We start from the raw sequence: 17430 nt of genomic DNA, 5'->3' as shown, positions 1-17430 counted from the left end.
CGGGCGCCGAAGGCGGCGGTCGGGACCGGGTCATAAATGCTAGACGTTTTGCGATACGGTCGGCCACGTCCTCGGGGGCCGTCGAGCTGAAAGCAGGCAGATGGCGTGAGTCGCCTCTTGACCCGCACCGCCGGTATCGACCGGCGAACCTTCCTCAAGGGCAGCGCCGCCGCCGGTCTCGCCCTCAGCCCCCTCGCCGCCGGTTGCAGTGTCGAACCGTCTTCCGACGGCCTCGGTCGCCGGTTGGTGATCAGGCAGACGCTCGAGATGGAGGTGCTCGACCCGGCGTTCGCTGCCGGACGCTCCGACTACGAGGTCATGGCGTGTGTCTACGAGGGGCTCGTCGGTTACGAACCCGGCACGACGAAGCAGGTCGATACCCTCGCGGAGGAGTTCGAGGTCAACGACGACGGCACGCTGATCCGGTTCCGGCTCCGGGCGGGCGTCCAGTTCCACGGCGGCTACGGGGAGCTGACCGCCGCCGATGTGAAGTTCTCGTTCGAGCGCACAGCGGGCGTCAACGGGCACAAGCTGAAGTCGCCGTACGAGGGTGACTGGGGTGAGCTCGACGAAGTACGCGTCACCGGACGCCACACCGGCGAGATCCGGATGAAGCAGACGTTCGCTCCCTTGTTCAAGACGACGCTCCCGCTCGATCGTGGCTACATCCTTTCCGAGCGGGCGACAACCGAACGCGGCGAGACGTACGCGACCCATCCGATCGGCACCGGACCGTACGAGTTCATCGAGTGGAAGCCGCGGCAGTACGCGCTTCTCCGCCGCTTCAAGGACTACGCCGGGTCGAACGAGGCGTACGCCGATCCGGTTATCTGGGATGAGATCGAGATCCGCGGGGTCGAGAACGACAACTCCGCTGCCATCGGCCTCACCACCGGTGAGATCGACTACGGTCTCGTCGCACCGATCGACGCGCCGCGCCTGCGCGACGACGGAGGGTTCGCCGTCGAGCACAACCCGTCGGTCGACTACTCGTTCATCGGGATGAACCAGGCGCACGAGAAGCTCAAGGACAAACGCGTCCGCGAAGCGATCCGGGCTGCGATCGACGTCGACTCGATCATTGCGGCCGCCTTCGACGACGCGTACGAACGGGCGACGGCGATCATCCCGCCGAACATGGGATTCGGCCATTGGAAGGATGCACCCGTTCGCAAGCCGGATCCCGAACGAGCGCGTTCCTTGCTGGAGGAGGCGGGCGCAACCGGCACCGAGTTCACGTTGACGACGGCTACTGACCAGCAAGCCGGCGACGTCGTGCTGCAGGTCGTGCAGGCCAATCTGCGCGACATAGGCATCGACGCACAGATAGAGCTTCAGGACTCCGGCACCTTCTTCACGCTTGGCGGCAAGACGCAGGCTGCGCGCGAGATCTTCTACACCGGCTTCTCGTCGTTGCCGGACCCCTTCTGGTCGATGGTGTGGTTCACCCGCGACCAGCTCGGCAAGTGGAACTTCCAGGGCTACGACGACAAGGAGTTCGACGCGCTCAACCAACAGGCAACCGAGACCGTCGAGACTCGCGCACGCGACGAGCTCTACGTACGAATGCAGCAGCGCTGGGATGACGCCTGCAACACGGTCTGGGTCACCTGGCCGACCGTTTGGTACGCGGGCAACGCGGACATCGAACCAAGTATCCGCGCAGACGGCCGGATGCTTCCGTGGAACTTCAGGAGGGTGAGCTGATGTTTGCGTACGTGCTGAAGCGCATCCTCTCGGCGTGCGTCGTGATCCTCCTGTTGCTCATCGGGATCGCGGCACTCGTGCACGTCCTACCCGGCGACCCCGTGCAGTTGATGGTCGGGCCGAACGCCTCGCCGGAGATGTCCGAGCAGGCGCGCCAAGAAATGGACCTCGACTCGTCGATTCCAGCGCAGGTCTGGCACTTCATCTCCGGGATCGTGCAGGGCGACCTCGGCCGCGACTTCTTGACCCGCGAGCCCGTGATCTCGTTGATCGGGCAGGCGCTCCCGCACACGTTGATCCTCGCGGCGACGGCACTCGTGTTGGCTGTTGTCGCTGCGATCGTGGTCGGCACGATCGCAGCGAACCGTCCCGGCAGCTGGCTCGACCGGACGGTCGGCACAGCATCGGTCGGCATCATCTCGATCCCGTCGTACGTCGTCGGACTACTGCTGCTCTTGGTCTTCGCCGTCTGGTTGGCGTGGTTCCCGGCCATCGGCACCGGCGACCTGGCCCATCCGCTGGACTACGTGGCACATCTCATCCTGCCGGCGTCGTCGCTCGCCCTGATCTGGGCGGGATACCTCGCCAGGATCGTCCGCACGTCGATGCTGGAGGTGCTGTCGACCAACTACGTACGTGCTGCCCATGCGTACGGCATTCCGAAGCGGAGAGTGCTGTACCAGTTGGCGCTTCGCAACGCGGTGGTCCCGGTCGTCGCGATGCTCGGGGTCGCCCTGGGTGAGCTGATGGGCAGCGCGATCTTCATCGAGGTGATCTTCACCCGCAACGGCTTGGGCACGTTGCTCTACAACGCCATCTCCGATCGGAACTTCGCCGTCGTTCGCGGCGGTGTTGTCGTGATCGCCGTGCTGTTCGTCGTCGCGAACCTCCTTGCTGACTTGGCGAACCGCGCCATCGATCCGAGGACCAAGGAGGCGGTCTCGGCATGAGCGTCGACACTTCTCAACCGGAACGAAGCGCTACCGCGGAGGTCGGACCCGTCGTGAGAGCGTGGCGATCGAGCCGTGATCTCGTCCGGCGAGTCTCTCGCAGCGGGGCCGGTACGTTCGGCATCGTCGTAGTCATCGCCGTCGTAGCAGTCGCCATGCTGTCGCCGTGGATCACGCCACATGATCCGACCGCGATCGACGTACCCCGCAGACTCGAAGGGCCGTCCTCGGACTACTGGCTCGGCACCGACCACCTCGGCCGTGATCTGCTCTCCCGCATCATCGCCGGGACGAGGATTGCGCTGAAGATCTCGATGCTCGCCGTTCTGATCGGTCTCGGTGTCGGCGTTGTGCTCGGCCTCCTTGCCGGCTACCTCGGCGGTGTCGTGGACACCGTTGTGGTCATCGTCGTCGACGCGATCCAGTCAGTGCCCGCCGTCATCCTGGCGCTCACCGTTCTCGCCCTGCTCGGCTCGTCGACACCCGGCATGATCGCGATCATCGGTGCGGCAATGGTGCCCGGGTTCGCGCGAGTCACGCGGTCGTCCGTACTCACCGCGAGACAGAACCCGTACATCGACGCAGAGCGCGGGCTCGGGGCCGGGCGACTACGCATCCTGCTCGTGCACGTACTACCCAACGTCGTGGCGCCTTTACTGGTGCTCACTGCGATGAGCCTGCCGAGCGCGATCGCGACTGAGTCCGGCCTCGCCTTTCTCGGCCTCGGCGTGCAGCCGCCGACGCCGGATTGGGGAGTGATCCTGAAGGAGGGCTTCGACCGGGTGTTCCTGTCGGCATGGCCGGTTGTCTGGACGTGCCTGATGCTCGCGGTCGTCACGCTCGGCTTCACGTTCCTCGGCGAGCGGATCCGCGATGTCCTCGACGTACGCACCGACTCCGACGGGGAGGGGCGCCGATGAGCGAACCAGTGCTGGAGATCGACGGTCTCCATGTCTCGTACCGCGTATCGGGCAAGGCGTACACCGCCGTCCGTGACGTGAGCCTGCAAGTCGAGCCGGGAGAGATTCTCGGCGTCGTGGGGGAGTCGGGGTCGGGCAAGTCGACTCTCGCATCCTCGATCATCGGACTGCTGCCTCCCGGTGGATCGGTGAGCTCCGGAACCATCGCCGTATGCGGTAGTGACGTGTCGGCGCTCGAAGGCGAGGAGCTGCGCAGGCTTCGCGGCCCCGGCGTCGCGATGATCTTCCAGGATCCGTTCACCAGCCTGAACCCGGCGTTCACGATCGGTCATCAACTCGTGATCGCGCAGGCCGCGCATGACAAGGCGGGATCGAAGCGCGATCACCGCAGGTTGGCCGAGGACATGCTCGGAGAGGTCGGTATCCCCGACCCGGCGGCGGCGATGCGAGCGCATCCCCACGAGCTGTCCGGCGGGCAACGGCAGCGGACCATGATCGCTCTGGCCCTGTTGCTCAAGCCGCAACTGCTGATCGCCGACGAACCGACCTCGGCACTCGACGTCACGACCGAAGCGCAGATTCTGCGTCTGTTGCGATGGCTCCGCGACGAGCACGGTACGTCGATCCTGTACGTGTCGCACGATCTCGGCTCGGTCGCGCAACTGTGTGACCGGGTTTCGATCATGTACGGCGGGAGGATCGTCGAGAACGCCCCGGCTGCATCGTTGTTCAATGAGCCCGCCCATCCGTACACGCGCGCGTTGCTGGACGCGGTGCCGTCGTGGCGTCGGCAGCGCGAGCGTCTCGCGACGATTCCGGGTAGCCCGCCCTCCCTGACCGAGTCACTCCCGGGCTGTGTGTACGCGCCTCGGTGTGCGCAGGCGCGAGATGCGTGTTGCCAGGGCGATCCGCCGCTCATCACGGTCGGATCGCACACGGTCCGTTGCCTGATACCCGACGCCGAGTCGGCGTACCACCAACAGCCGCAGAGGAGTGCACATGAGTGAGGCAGCCTTGGTTTCTGCCCGCGGCGTCACGACGCACTTCGGCGGTCGGTCGCTGTTCGACCGGCGTCCGGCCGTGCAGGCCGTCAACGACGTCTCGCTCGCGCTCGGCCCCGGCGAACGGCTGGCGCTGGTGGGCGAATCCGGCTCGGGCAAGACGACCCTTGCCCGCACCCTCCTCGGACTCACGCCTGCCACGAGCGGCGACATCGAGGTGGCGGGCATCGACGTGCGGCGGCTCAACCGTTCGTCGCGGGCGAAGCTTCGTCGCTCAGCACAGCTCGTGCACCAGGATCCGCAAGGCAGCCTGAGCCCTCGGCTACGCGTACGCTCGCTGCTGACCGAGCCCTACCGCATCCACCGCGTGCCTGAGTCCGACCAGTGGGGCGTCTCCGAGTTGCTCCGGATGGTGGGTCTCAACCCCGAGCAGGCCGATAAGTATCCGCATGAGCTGTCCGGCGGCCAGGCGCGCCGCGTCGGTATCGCTCGTGCGCTCGCTCTTCGGCCTCGGCTGCTCGTCGCCGATGAACCGACCTCCGGACTGGATGTCTCTGCGGCGGGCGACATCCTGAACCTGGTCAAGGACCTCTCGGCCGAGTTCGAGATCGGCTCGATCATCGTGACGCACAACCTCAACACCGTCGCGTTCGCGGCCGACACGATCGCGGTCATGTACCTCGGCTCGATCGTCGAGCAGGGTCCGGTGTACGAGGTGCTCAGCAATCCCGTCCATCCGTATACGCGCGCCCTGATCGAAGCGGTGCCAGAGCCTGTGCCCGGGAGCCGGCGCGACGAGAACCTGCTGAGCGGGGAAGTACCCAGCGCCCGTACGCCCCCGTCGGGGTGCCGCTTCCATCCGCGGTGCCCGCTCGCGTACGACCGTTGCCGAACGGAAGCACCGACCCTCGACCAGCTGAGCGGCGACCGTCGCGCGGCGTGCCATCTGTCCGAGAAAGTCCTGGAGGAGTCAGCCATATGAGCGTTCCCGCCGTTGCCGACCTCATCGACCGGCCGTGGGACAGCTTCCCGCGTGAGGTCCGCGAGATCCGGCACACCTGGATCACGATGCCCGACGGCGTACGCCTGGCGGCGCGGATCTGGCTGCCCGTCGATGCCGACGAGAACGCCGTGCCGGGGATCCTCGAGTTCATCCCGTATCGCAAGAACGACGGGACCAATCTCCGCGACGCGCGCAACGCGCCGTACTTCGCCGGCCACGGATACGCGGTCGTACGCGTCGACCTGCGGGGCAGCGGTGACTCCGAGGGCGTACTGGAGGACGAGTACAACCAGCAGGAGTTGGACGACGGATGTGCCGTCATCGACTGGATCTCCCAACAGAGCTGGTGCACCGGCAAGGTCGGCATCATCGGCATCTCCTGGGGCGGCTTCAACGGCCTGCAGATCGCGGCCGAACAACCACCGGCGCTGTCGGCGGTGGTGACGATCTGCTCGACCGACGACCGATATGCCGATGACGTGCACTACTTCGGCGGCCAGCTACTCGCGGATCAGCAGCTCTCCTGGGCGACGACGATGCTCGCGTACGACGCGCGCCCGCAGGACCCCGAGGTGTGGGGCGGCGACTGGCTGGACGCCTGGAAGCAGCGACTCGACGCGACCCCACCGCTGATCGAACCATGGATGCAACATCAGCGACGTGACGAGTACTGGCAGCACGGCTCGGTCTGCGAGGATCCGTCCGCGATCGAGTGCCCGGTGATGCTCGTCGGAGGGTGGGCCGACGCGTACCGTGACGCGATCTTGCGGATGCTCGAGTCGCTGGAGGTTCCGCGTCGCGGAATCATCGGCCCTTGGGCGCACCTCTGGCCGCATTTCGCCACTCCGGGCCCGCGCATCGGCTTCTTACAAGAAGCGTTGCGCTGGTGGGATCGCTGGCTCAAGGACGAACCCAACGGCATCGAGGACGAGCCGATGCTGTTCAGCTACCGGCAGGACGCCGTGCCACCGCGCGGGTCGTACGACGAGCGCCCGGGTACGTGGCTCGCCGACCAGACCTGGCCGTCCGAGCACGTGAAGGCCACTCAGGTCGTCCTCGGTGGCGACCGGAGTGCGGTGATCGGGGGAGACGAGGTGACCTCGGGAGCGACCCTGCCGATTTCGTCCGTCCAGTCTCACGGCATCGCCGGCGGCCGGTCGGCCGCGTATGCACTCAGCTACGAGCAAGCCGTCGATCAACGTGTCGACGACGGGTACGCGCTGTGCTTCGACGGTGAGCCGCTCGCCGAACCGCTCGACATCGTCGGTACGCCGGAAGCACAGCTGACTCTCACCTCCGACCAAGAGCAGGCCATGGTCGCGGTGCGGGTCGTGGATGTCGCTCCGGACGGCACGGGGACGCTGGTGACGCGGGGCGTGCTGAACCTCGCGCATCGCAACTCACATGAGCATCCGGAGCCGGTCGAGACCGGTCGACCGCTGACGGTTCGGTTCCCGTTGCATGCCATCGGCTACCGCATTCCTCCGGGCCATCGGCTGCGGATCGCCGTCGCGCCGACGATGTGGCCGATGGTGTGGCCGTCTCCGCGGCCGGTGACGCTCGGCGTGGTCACCGAGGCATCCGTCGTCGTGCTGCCGATCCATGCAGACACCGGTGAGACGGAGTTCCCGACACAGCCGCCCGAGCAGGCAGCGTATGGTCACCGATCGCTGCACGGTGACGAGCTCGGCACCGTGACCCGCGATCTCGCGACCGGTCGGGTCGAGGTCGTCTACGACCACTCGGGCGGCCATCAACTGCCCGCGGAGTACGGCGACCTCTCGCACTGGGCTTGGGAACGCGACACGTTCAGCATCCACGACGAGGATCCGACGACCGCACGCACGGTTTCGGAGCGGCGGATCGACATCACCCGCGGTGAGTGGAAGACCCGAGTCGACGCACACGCCGAACTGACTTGTGACGCCGAGAAGTTCTACGTCAAATCACGGCTCACGACGTATGCAGGCGACGAGGAAGTGTTCGCCCGTACGTGGGAGCTGGAGTTTCCTCGCGATCACCTGTAACGAAGGCGTCAGCGCTTCACCCGGAGCTTGATGTAGCGCTTCGGCGGGATCGCATCGGTGTATGCCCCGCCGCGTGGGCGTACCTCGAAGTGCAGGTGCGGCCCGTCGGGTGCGCCGCGCTGCCCCGAGCGGGCGATGCGCTGACCCTTTCGTACGCGCGCACCGTCACGCAGCAGCGCGCGGCGTACGTGACCGATCAGGAAGTCGCGCTTACGGGTGCGCACGATGAACGCCTCCGAGCCGTACGCACTGCCGACGGTGCCCTTGACGATGCGGCCGCGGACGTTGGAGCGGATCACCGTGCCGGCCGGCATGTCCACGTCGACACCGTGGTGGACTCCCTGGCGTCCCGGACAGGACGGGTCGTGCGGGTAGTACGGCGCCTTCGTGCAGCCGAAGTAGATCATCACCCGATGCGCCTTGGCGAACCACGGACTGCGGAAGCACCGCTTGTCCTTGGTCCAGAACCGCCTCGTGCCGTCGGCGGTGTGCTTCGGGCCGACCTTGCACCGCGGCTTCGGGGCCGGCGCGGGTGTGTTGGCCGCGGTGTTCGTGGCCGTCGGCGCCTTGGAGGCGTTCGGAGCTGTCGGCGGGCCGGGTTCGGCGCCACCGGACGGCTCCGTCTCGGACGCACACCCGGCGACGACCACGCCCATGAGAATGACGGTCAGTAAGCGCCTCATGCCCCCGAACCTATGCCGTCGGCGTCGGCTTCGCAGCAACGCGGGCGAACGAGACTCAGCGAGCGACGTCGTACACGAACTTCTGGATGCCATTCGTGTACGACTCGCTCTCGACCAGGCGCAGCGGCTGCTTGTCCTTGTCAGCGTCGCTGAACAGCCGCTTGCCGGCACCGAGCAGGACCGGGAAGACCAGCAGGTGGTAGCGGTCGATCAGGCCGGCATCGGACAGGCTTCGGTTCAGGTGCGCGCTGCCATGGACGATGATCGGGTCGCCGTCGGTCTGCTTCAGCGCGGCGACGTCGTCGAGCGAGCGCAGGATCGTGGTCTCGCCCCAGTCGGCGACCAGGTCGTCGTCGGCAAGCGTCGTCGAGACGACGTACTTCGGCATGACCTTGTAGCCGGCGAACTCGTCCATCGAGGGCCACACAGGTGAGAACGCCTGGTAGCTGATGCGGCCCAACATCAGGGCGCCGGCTTCGTCCTGTTCGGTTCCTTTGATCGCGTACGCCTCGGGGACGAACTCGATGTCTTTGAAGGTCCATCCGCTGCTGCGGTGGCCGGACTCGCCGCCCGGAGCCTCGACGACGCCGTCGAGGGACATGAATGCGGTGGTGATCAGGGTGCGCAAGGCGCTCTCCTCGGATCTGGTTGGTCGATCGTCTGTCATGGGTACATCGAACGGCGGTGCCGAGGTTTCTACATCGGAGTCACGTCGTCGCCGACCGAGATCGTGCCGAGGGTCTCCGGGATCAGCCGTACGCCGAACCAGACCTTGCCGTCCCAGCGACGGTGCCGCGCGAGCGTACGCGTTGGTTCCTTCGAGGTCTCGAGCGTTTCGGTGTCGATCGTCGGTAGTACGCAGCGGTCGCAGTACTCGCCGAAGCGGAAGCTGACGCCGCCGACTCGTACGCGCTGCCAGTTGTCCTCGGCGAACGGCTCGACGTCGCCCTCGACGACCAGGTTGGACCGGAACCGGCCGATCGGGATCGGCTCGCCCCCGGACTCGGCCATCCAGTCGTTGAGGCGTTCGAGGGACGACTCGGTCGTCAGATGGACCGGCCCCGCGTCGGCCAAGCTCAGCACATCGCCTGCTTTGCCGCCGTGGTTCTCGCCGACCGAACGACGCGTCGGGTCGTCGAGCCAGACCAGCCGGGCGGGCTCGCCGACGACCTTCGACACCCACGCATCGGCGTCGGCGCTCGTCGAGGTCGCGGTACTCAGCCGAGACAGCCCGACGGGTACGTCTGGAGCGTGGTCGGGGCGGCGTACGCGGATCGGAGCGAGCGAGCCGTCGCGGTAGGTCAGGGTGAGCCCGCCGGCGCCGTCGGGCTCGGGGTGTACGTGCAGCATCGCGTGCCGCTCCCGGGCGGTGATGTTCTCTCCGGACGCGTCGACCACCATCCAGCGCCGGTCGTCGCGCAGGCCTTCGGGCCGGACCTCAGCGGTGGTCACGGCCAGCCCTGCCATCGACTTGACCGGGAAGACCTGGAGCGAGGAGATACGCACCGAACGAGCATACGCACGCGATGTCGGCGCGGCGCTATACCGTATGAGAACGATGACCGACGAGACGACGCCGACCCCCGCCACCGACGAGACCGCCGATCTCAAGCGGCGCCATCGCGAGCTCCGCGAGCAGATCGAGGACGCCCGCGAGCGCTACTACGTGCAAGACAGCCCCACGCTGTCGGATGCCGAGTACGACACGAGCATGCGAGAGCTGGAAGAGCTCGAGGAGCGGCTACCGGAGCTGCGTACGCCCGACTCGCCGACGCAGACCGTCGGCGGCTTCGCATCCGAGGCGTTCTCCGCCGTCGAGCATCGCGAGCCGATGATGAGTCTCGACAACTGCTTCAGCCATGAGGAGCTCGAAGCGTGGCTGGCCCGGGTCGAGCGCGAGGTGGGCATGGGCTCGGAGTTTCTCTGCGAGCTGAAGGTCGACGGGCTCGCGGTCAACCTCACCTACGAGCGTGGGCGTCTCGTCCGCGCAGCGACGCGTGGCGACGGCCGAGTCGGTGAGGATGTCACCGCGAATGTCGCCACGATCGAGGTCATCCCGCATCGGCTGCGCGCAAGCAAGGATCACCCCGTGCCAGACCTGGTCGAGGTACGCGGCGAGATCTACTTCCCGACAAAAGAGTTCGAGGAGTTCAACGAGGCCTGGAGCGCATCCGGTAGGCCGCCGTTCTCCAACCCGCGTAACGCCGCCGCCGGTTCGCTGCGGCAGAAGGACCCGTCGGTCACCGCACAGCGCCCGCTACGGATGGTGTGCCACGGCACCGGCGCACGCGAGGGCTTCACCCCGCAGCGCCAGTCGGAGTCGTACGACGCGTTGAAGGCGTGGGGCTTGCCGACCAGCGAGCACGCCAAGGTGCTGCCCGACCTCGACGCAGTGCAGGAGTTCATCGACTACTACGGCGAGCATCGACACGAGGTCGACCACGAGATCGACGGCATCGTGACCAAGGTCGACCAGGTGTCGCTGCAGCGCAGGCTCGGCTCGACCTCGCGTGCACCGCGGTGGGCGATCGCGTTCAAGTACCCGCCCGAGGAGGTCAACACCAAGCTGCTCGACATCGAGGTCAACGTCGGGCGTACCGGTCGGGTGACGCCGTACGGCCGGATGCAGCCGGTTCGAGTCGCGGGCTCCACCGTCGAGTTCGCTACGCTGCACAACGCGTCCGAGGTCGAGCGCAAGGGTGTGCTCATCGGTGACACCGTCGTGCTCCGCAAGGCGGGCGACGTCATTCCCGAGATCGTGGGTCCGGTGGTCGACCTGCGCGACGGCTCGGAGCGCGCGTTCGAGATGCCGACACAATGCCCCGCGTGCGGCACCACCCTCGCCCCGTCGAAGGAGGGCGACGCCGACATCCGCTGTCCCAACACGCGTACCTGCCCGGCGCAGCTGCGGGAGCGGCTGTTCCACGCGGCCGGGCGCGGCGCCTTCGACATCGAGGTGATGGGCTGGGAGGCCGCCACGGCATTGCTCGATGCGGGCGTACTCGACGACGAGAGCGGGCTCTTCGATCTCGGCGAGGGCGACCTGTTGAAGGTTCCGATGTTCACTCGGGCGGCTAAGAAGGCCGAACGCGAGGCCGGTGCGGGCGAGAAGGTCCTGAGCCAGAACGGTCGCCGGTTGCTCGACAACCTCGCGTCGGTGAAGAGCCAACCGCTGTGGCGCGTGATCGTTGCGCTGTCGATCCGCCACGTCGGTCCGACGGCTGCACGTGCGCTCGCCGGCCATTTCGGCGATCTGCAGTCGATCGAGGATGCCGACGAGGAGACGCTCGCGGCCGTCGACGGTGTCGGTCCCACGATCGCGGTCGCGGTGCGGGAGTGGTTCCAGGTCGACTGGCACCGCCGCATCGTCGATCGCTGGCGCGAGGCGGGCGTACGTATGGCCGACGAGCGCGATGAGTCGACACCGCGCACGCTGGAGGGCCTGACCATCGTGGTCACCGGTTCGTTCGAGAACTACTCCCGCGACCAGACCAAGGAGGCGATCCTCGCCCGCGGCGGCAAGGCCTCCGGATCGGTGTCGAAGAAGACCGACTTCGTCGTCGTGGGGGAGGCGCCGGGCTCGAAGGCCGATAAGGCCGAAGCGCTCGGCGTGACCATTCTCGACGAGGCCGGATTCACCGACCTGCTCGAGAACGGCCCGCCGAGCACCGACGACTGACGACTTATCGGGCCTGACTATTCGTCAGACGACGAGGGCGATCACCAGAATTATCGGTAGCGAGACCACCGAGGCCATCGACGTCACGAAGGTGAGCGCCTTCAACGTGCCGCGGGTGGACACGCCGAGCAACGTCTGGAACATCCAGAAGAAGTTGCTGTTGACGTGCAGTGCGAACAGCGCTCCGGCGCCGATGGCCAGTCCGATGACCGCGGCCGGTACGTCGAGCTGGCCGACGATCGGGCCGATGATGCCGGCTGCGGTGATCGCGGCGACCGAGATCGAACCGATGGCAAGGTGGAGAACGGCTGCGATGAGCCACGCCAACAGGATGCTGACGATCACGGGAGCGCCCGACTCTGCCGAGAACAGGTCGCCGAGCATCTGGTCGAGGTCGGTTGCGGCGATCACGGCGCCGAGCGAGCCGCCGACGCCGGTGACGAGCAGGATCTGACCGGTGGTGTCGAAGCCCTTGCTCAACGCCTGTTCGGCCCGCTCTACGCCGATGCTGAGCCGAGCGAGGATCACCGCACCGACGAGGCCGATGAACAAAGCGAACACCGGATCGCCGAGGAACGCGATCAGCTCGTTGGAGAAACCGGCCGTGTCGGCGATCGCGCCGAACGCGATCAGCAGGAGCGGCACCAGAACCGGCAGCAACGACACGAACAACGAGGGCAGCTTGCGGTCGTCGGCCGCATCGTCGGCACCTGCGCCGCCACTACCGCTGCTCGCAGTGCCGGTCGTCCGGCCCGCCGTCTCGGCGGCGAGGGCCTCCTCCTCGAGCAGCGACTCGGACGCATCCTCGTCCTTCTCGGGGTTCCAGGATCCGAGCTTGAGCAGCCTGCTGTAGAGGAAGGTCGTGAGCACGGCGGTGAGCGGGCCGACGAGCAGGCCGTAGATCAGCATGGTGCCGAGCGGTACGTCCAGCAGGCCGGCGATCGACACGGTGCCCAGCCCCGGCACGACGAAGACGTAGCCGACCAGGATGCCGGTGGTCAGCGCGCCGCCCATCAGACCGAGACCGTTGCGCCCGAGCTGCGGTGCGGCCGAGCGGGCGAGCGGTGCTGCGAGCACCAACTGCACGTCGACGTAGATCGACGGGAAGATCGTGCTCAGGGCCGCGCTGAGGGCGTACGGAAGCCGTTTGGCACCTAGCGTGTTCAGCAGCACCCGGACGAGCCGTTGCAACGCCTCCATCGAGAACAACAGCGACCCGATCAGGACTCCGAAACCGATCAGCAGTCCGACCTCGGCCATGATGCTGCCGAAGCCGTCCACGATCGTGCTCAGAGTCGTCTCGAAACCCAGCCCAGAGGCCAGACCGAGGTAGAGCGAGCCGATCACCAGCGAGATCACTGGATCGACGCGCAGAGCGATGATGAGGATGACCACCGCGAGGATTGCGATGGTCGCATGGAGGGCGATCAAGGTGTACCTGCCTTCTGCAACGGGGCCGTAGCTCCTGGGCTGCGGTGTGACGGGCACCACTGTGGCGGGCATGATGTGCAGGGTCACCCTTGTGTTCATTACGTACGCAGCAAGTCGAGGCCCCGATCGTGAAGCATCCAGGACATCCCCGTCAGTGGAGCTTGGCCACGCAGCTGATGGCGTTGCAGCTGGCTGTTGTGGTGCTGCTGTTGGCCGCGGGGCTCGCGGGCGCGTACGTCCAGGTGGTCGATACGAGTGAGGATCGAGCAGCGGAGGTGAGCGTCAGAGTCGCGTCGACGATCGCGGAGATGCCGACCGTCGTCGAGGCGCTTGACGATCCGGATCCGAGTAAGACGCTTCAGCCGCTGGCGGAGCGGATCCGGGTGCGCACCGACACCGACTTCATCGTGGTCATGAGCCCGTCCGGCACTCGCTACAGCCACCCGAACCCGCAACGGATCGGCGAGACGTTCATCGGCACGATCGCGCCCGCCGCTGCCGGAGGCACCGTCGTCGAGACCTACACCGGCACCCTCGGTCCGTCGGTACGCGCGGTGGTGCCCGTACGCTCCGACGGCGAGGTCGTCGCCCTGGTGTCGGTTGGCATCACGAAGGACCAAGTTGGTGAGGTGCTGGCGACGCGAGTGCCGTGGATGGTGGGCTTCGCGGCGCTGGTCCTGCTGGCCGGTGCCGCCGCGACCTGGCTGATCACGGGTCGGTTGCGGCGTCAGACGCACGGTCTTGGCGCATCGGAGCTGCAGGCCATGTACGACCATCACGATGCCGTGCTCCATTCGGTACGCGAGGGGCTGGTCGTGGTCGACGTCGACGGGCGGGTCCATCTGATCAACGACGAGGCCGCCCGACTGCTCGACCTCGGATCCGACGACATCGGTCGCCGGGTCGACGAAGTCGGGCTTCCCGACGACTTGGCCACTGCGCTTGCATCGGGTGAGAACCGAGCCGACGAATTGCATGTCTCCAAGTCGCGGATCCTCGTACTCAACCAGACCACGACCGAATGGGAGGGTCGGCGTCTCGGTACGGTCGCGACGTTGCGTGACCGCACCGAACTGGAAGCTCTGACCGGCGAGCTCGACCGCGCACGCAGCCTCGCCGATGCGCTTCGCAGTCAGCAGCATGAGGCCCAGAACCGAATGCACACCGTGGTCTCGCTGATCGAGCTCGGGCACGAGGAGCGGGCCAAGGCCTTCGCCGTCGACGGACTGCACGTCACGCAGCGGCTGACCGACGATCTCGTCTCCTCGATCAGAGAACCCGCCCTCGCGGCACTATTGCTCGGCAAGGCATCCGAAGCGGCCGAGCTCGGTGTCGACCTCGCTGTCGAGACCGAGGGTGAGCTCCCCGAGGGTGCGTTCGAGCCGCGCGATCTCGTCACGATCGTCGGCAACCTGGTCGACAACGCATTCGACGCGACGCTGAACCGCACCACCGGGACGGATCGGCCGGCGAGGGTCGAGATCGGTCTCCATGTTGCGGACGGTCAGCTGCACATCGTCGTGGTCGACTCCGGCGACGGTCCGCCGACGGACCCATCGGTGATGTTCACCAGGGGCTGGTCGACCAAGTCCAGCTCGGCTGGCATGGCTCGCGGGCTGGGTCTCGCTCTGGTCCAGCAGACGGTCCAGCGGCTACAGGGAACCATCGAGGTGCGAGACGAAGAAGGGGCGATGTTCTCTGTCGACCTCCCCTTCGCAGCGCCGCGTACGAACTCGCAGGAGGAGGCGACCGATGCGACGCGTACTGGTCGTTGAGGACGAGCCCACCACGGCCGCGGCGCACGGCGAGTACGTCGGGCGAGTCGACGGTTTCGAGCTCGCCGGCACGGCGTACTCGGGGCAGGAGGCGCTGCGGGTGCTGTCCGGCGGCGGTATCGACGTTGTGCTGCTGGACATGAACCTGCCCGACCGCCACGGCCTCGACATCGTCCGTGCGATGCGTGCGGCCGGCGACACCACCGACGTCATCGCGGTCACCTCGGCCCGGGAGCTGGCCGTCGTACGCCAGGCGGCGTCGCTGGGCATCTCTCAGTACCTGTTGAAGCCGTTCCTCTTCACCGCGTTGCGCGAGCGGCTCGAGTCGTGGGCGACGCACCGGCAGGCGATCGAGGGCGACGACGTCGTGACCAGCCAGCAGTCGGTCGACCGACTGCTGGCGCGGCCACGATCGACGACCGGAACTCTGCCGAAGGGCCTGAGCGCCGAGTCCCTGGATGCGGTGACCCGCCTGCTGCAGACGGATACCGCCCTCAGCGCGGCGGAGGTCGCGGACCGCATGTCGTCATCGAGGGTGACTGCCCGGCGCTACCTCGAGTACCTCCACGACATCGGCATGGTCGTACGCCGCCCGCGCTACGCCGCCACCGGACGCCCGGTCATCGAGTACGCCCTCCGGCCCGGCTGAGGTCGTTGCGTCAGTAGTCGATTCCGATGTCGCCCGCGCGGTCCCAACGCAGGTACTGCCGCCAGGTCATCGCCGGCCATTTTGTGTTTCCCGGCCGGGGGCGCACTCGGTCGAAGTACGGGGCGGGTCGGTAGTCCCGGTCGATGAAGCACCCTTCGCCGTACGTGGTGTCCTCGTCGGCACAGGCCGTGGCGACCGATGACGGCGACGGCCGCTTGCCTTCATCGACCCAATCGCGCAGCGATCCGATCGCAGCGGCGTACTCCGACGCGCTCAAGGTGCTGTGCTGGTCCTCGGTGGTGAAGGTCTGCACGAGGTGCTTCGACGTACCCGCGCCTTCGAGCGTGGAGCGGTACGCCGACTCGTGCTCGACGAACGCGGTCGGGTCGTCGATCGCATGCAGGGTGAGGATCGGGATCGACACCTGTCCGGTCAGGTCGCTGTCGAACGACAGGTCACGTCGAGCGGACCTGTCGGCCCGGTATCGGGCGACACCGCGGTTGAGGGCACGGTCGTCATCGGATCCGCTGTATCGGACACCGAGGTTGCCGAACGGGTTCTCGTCGTCGAGCCGTTCGTGCACGATGTCGCGGAACGTGAACGTCGCGAACTTCAAATGCGAGTACAGAGTCTCCTCCGGGATGCGAATCACCGACAGGATGTTCGACATGGCCTTGCGCTGTTCGGGAGTGCGCTCGCTCGCAGGTGACTGGTAACCCGTGCATTCCTGGACTCGCTGCTCCAGGTCCTCGCTCGTCATCGTCGAGTCGGCGGGAAGCCCACGCCACAGTGCGTACTGCGGCTCGTTCGGCCGGGGATGGTTGCCGCAGTAGTACTGGTAGACGGCCCGAAGGTCGAGCCGGTAGTCGTAGCCGCGACTCCCGCCGCCGAGCACTCCGCTGGTCAGCAAGGCACCGTCATAGGGCATCGACGATTCCTGCTCGGACATCTCCACGAGCTTTGCCGCGACATTGCCTCCCCAGGACTGGCCGTGGAGCAGGGTCGTCTCGGGCTCCCCGAACGCGCTGACGAACAACCGGCGCAGCTGTTCGGTATCGGCCGCGGCCATCTGCGCGCCGTATCCGCCGCGTCGATATGACGAACCTGCCCAGGCGTACCCCTCGTCGACCATGACCGACCAGCGGTCGAGATCGTCGACACTTCGTTCGGGGTCGGCCTCGCCGAGTCCGGGGCCGCCGTGTGCGTGCATGACCAGGTCTCCGGACCAGTCCGCAGGCACGGCGATCCAGTAGTAGGCGCCGGACTCCTGGCGTCCCGCGTAGCACGTCGCGTCGGCAGGCAGCGACGACGGACACGTCGCGACCGGGAGCTCGCTCTGGTCTGCTCTCGGCGCCGGGTGGTCTCCGCCGTTGTCGGCCATCGCGCCCGGTCCGGCGACTACGCAGGCGGCGGCCGCGGCGAGGGCTGCAGCGCGCCAGGATCGCCGGCGTACGAGTCCGCGTACACGCGATCGGGGTATCGGTGAAACCGTCATGAAGGTGCCTCCTGGGCTCGAACGTTGACGACTGCTACGCCCGATCGTGCGACCCAGGGTGACGCGCGTCACCGTTGCGTTCATTGTGTTCGCGGCCCGATCTCGTGTTG

14 protein-coding genes are annotated in these 17430 nt (G+C 67.0%); 9 read left to right on the top strand and 5 right to left on the bottom strand.

Features of this window, described 5'->3' with window-relative positions; translation table 11 throughout:
• Positions 1-105: 105 nt before the first annotated feature.
• The 6 genes from MU582_15255 to MU582_15230 are packed head-to-tail and all read left to right on the top strand — an operon-like array spanning position 106 to position 7608.
• Positions 106-1707, top strand: coding sequence for an ABC transporter substrate-binding protein (locus MU582_15255; protein UPK73785.1), 1602 nt, complete (start codon positions 106-108; stop codon positions 1705-1707).
• Positions 1683-2657, top strand: coding sequence for an ABC transporter permease (locus MU582_15250; protein UPK73784.1), 975 nt, complete (start codon positions 1683-1685; stop codon positions 2655-2657). Before MU582_15255 ends, MU582_15250 begins: the two co-directional genes overlap by 25 nt.
• Positions 2654-3577 carry an ABC transporter permease gene (locus tag MU582_15245; protein UPK73783.1) on the top strand — a complete coding sequence of 308 codons (924 nt, stop codon included), beginning with the start codon at positions 2654-2656 and terminating at the stop codon, positions 3575-3577. Before MU582_15250 ends, MU582_15245 begins: the two co-directional genes overlap by 4 nt.
• Positions 3574-4584: an ABC transporter ATP-binding protein gene (locus tag MU582_15240; protein UPK73782.1), complete on the top strand. Its 1011-nt coding sequence runs from the start codon at positions 3574-3576 to the stop codon at positions 4582-4584. Before MU582_15245 ends, MU582_15240 begins: the two co-directional genes overlap by 4 nt.
• Positions 4577-5560 (top strand): ABC transporter ATP-binding protein, encoded by a 984-nt coding sequence (locus tag MU582_15235; protein ID UPK73781.1) that lies wholly within the window; start codon positions 4577-4579, stop codon positions 5558-5560. Before MU582_15240 ends, MU582_15235 begins: the two co-directional genes overlap by 8 nt.
• Complete coding sequence (locus tag MU582_15230; protein ID UPK73780.1) at positions 5557-7608, top strand: CocE/NonD family hydrolase; 2052 nt, start codon at positions 5557-5559, stop codon at positions 7606-7608. The genes MU582_15235 and MU582_15230 overlap by 4 nt, the downstream gene beginning before the upstream one ends.
• An 8-nt stretch (positions 7609-7616) precedes the next feature.
• On the opposite strand, the gene MU582_15225 is transcribed toward MU582_15230, so the two are convergent.
• Genes MU582_15225 through MU582_15215 form a run of 3 tightly spaced genes read right to left on the bottom strand, consistent with a single transcriptional unit; the run spans position 7617 to position 9797 of the window.
• Positions 7617-8291, bottom strand: coding sequence for a M23 family metallopeptidase (locus MU582_15225; GenBank protein UPK73779.1), 675 nt, complete (start codon positions 8289-8291; stop codon positions 7617-7619).
• Positions 8292-8346: 55 nt separating this feature from the next.
• Complete coding sequence (locus tag MU582_15220; GenBank protein ID UPK73778.1) at positions 8347-8958, bottom strand: dihydrofolate reductase family protein; 612 nt, start codon at positions 8956-8958, stop codon at positions 8347-8349.
• A gap of 29 nt (positions 8959-8987) precedes the next feature.
• A complete protein-coding gene (locus MU582_15215; protein ID UPK73777.1) occupies positions 8988-9797 on the bottom strand; it encodes an MOSC domain-containing protein in 810 nt (269 codons plus the stop codon).
• Positions 9798-9849: 52 nt separating this feature from the next.
• Between MU582_15215 and ligA the strand changes: the two genes are divergently transcribed.
• Entirely contained in the window at positions 9850-11970 is a 2121-nt protein-coding gene (gene ligA, locus MU582_15210; GenBank protein ID UPK73776.1) for an NAD-dependent DNA ligase LigA, read from the top strand.
• 24 nt (positions 11971-11994) lie between these two features.
• On the opposite strand, the gene MU582_15205 is transcribed toward ligA, so the two are convergent.
• Positions 11995-13473, bottom strand: coding sequence for a GntP family permease (locus tag MU582_15205; GenBank protein ID UPK73775.1), 1479 nt, complete (start codon positions 13471-13473; stop codon positions 11995-11997).
• A 56-nt stretch (positions 13474-13529) separates the two neighbouring features.
• Between MU582_15205 and MU582_15200 the strand changes: the two genes are divergently transcribed.
• Positions 13530-15176: a sensor histidine kinase gene (locus tag MU582_15200; protein ID UPK73774.1), complete on the top strand. Its 1647-nt coding sequence runs from the start codon at positions 13530-13532 to the stop codon at positions 15174-15176.
• A complete protein-coding gene (locus tag MU582_15195; GenBank protein ID UPK73773.1) occupies positions 15154-15825 on the top strand; it encodes a response regulator in 672 nt (223 codons plus the stop codon). Before MU582_15200 ends, MU582_15195 begins: the two co-directional genes overlap by 23 nt.
• 10 nt (positions 15826-15835) lie before the next feature.
• On the opposite strand, the gene MU582_15190 is transcribed toward MU582_15195, so the two are convergent.
• Positions 15836-17320 carry a hypothetical protein gene (locus MU582_15190; GenBank protein UPK73772.1) on the bottom strand — a complete coding sequence of 495 codons (1485 nt, stop codon included), beginning with the start codon at positions 17318-17320 and terminating at the stop codon, positions 15836-15838.
• Between the last annotated feature and the right edge of the window lie 110 nt (positions 17321-17430).

It is taken from the genome of Nocardioidaceae bacterium SCSIO 66511, assembly GCA_023100825.1.
Lineage (GTDB): Bacteria > Actinomycetota > Actinomycetes > Propionibacteriales > Nocardioidaceae > Solicola.
The sequence above is the reverse complement of the archived record's forward strand: the minus strand, read 5'-3'. Positions and strand labels throughout refer to the sequence as shown.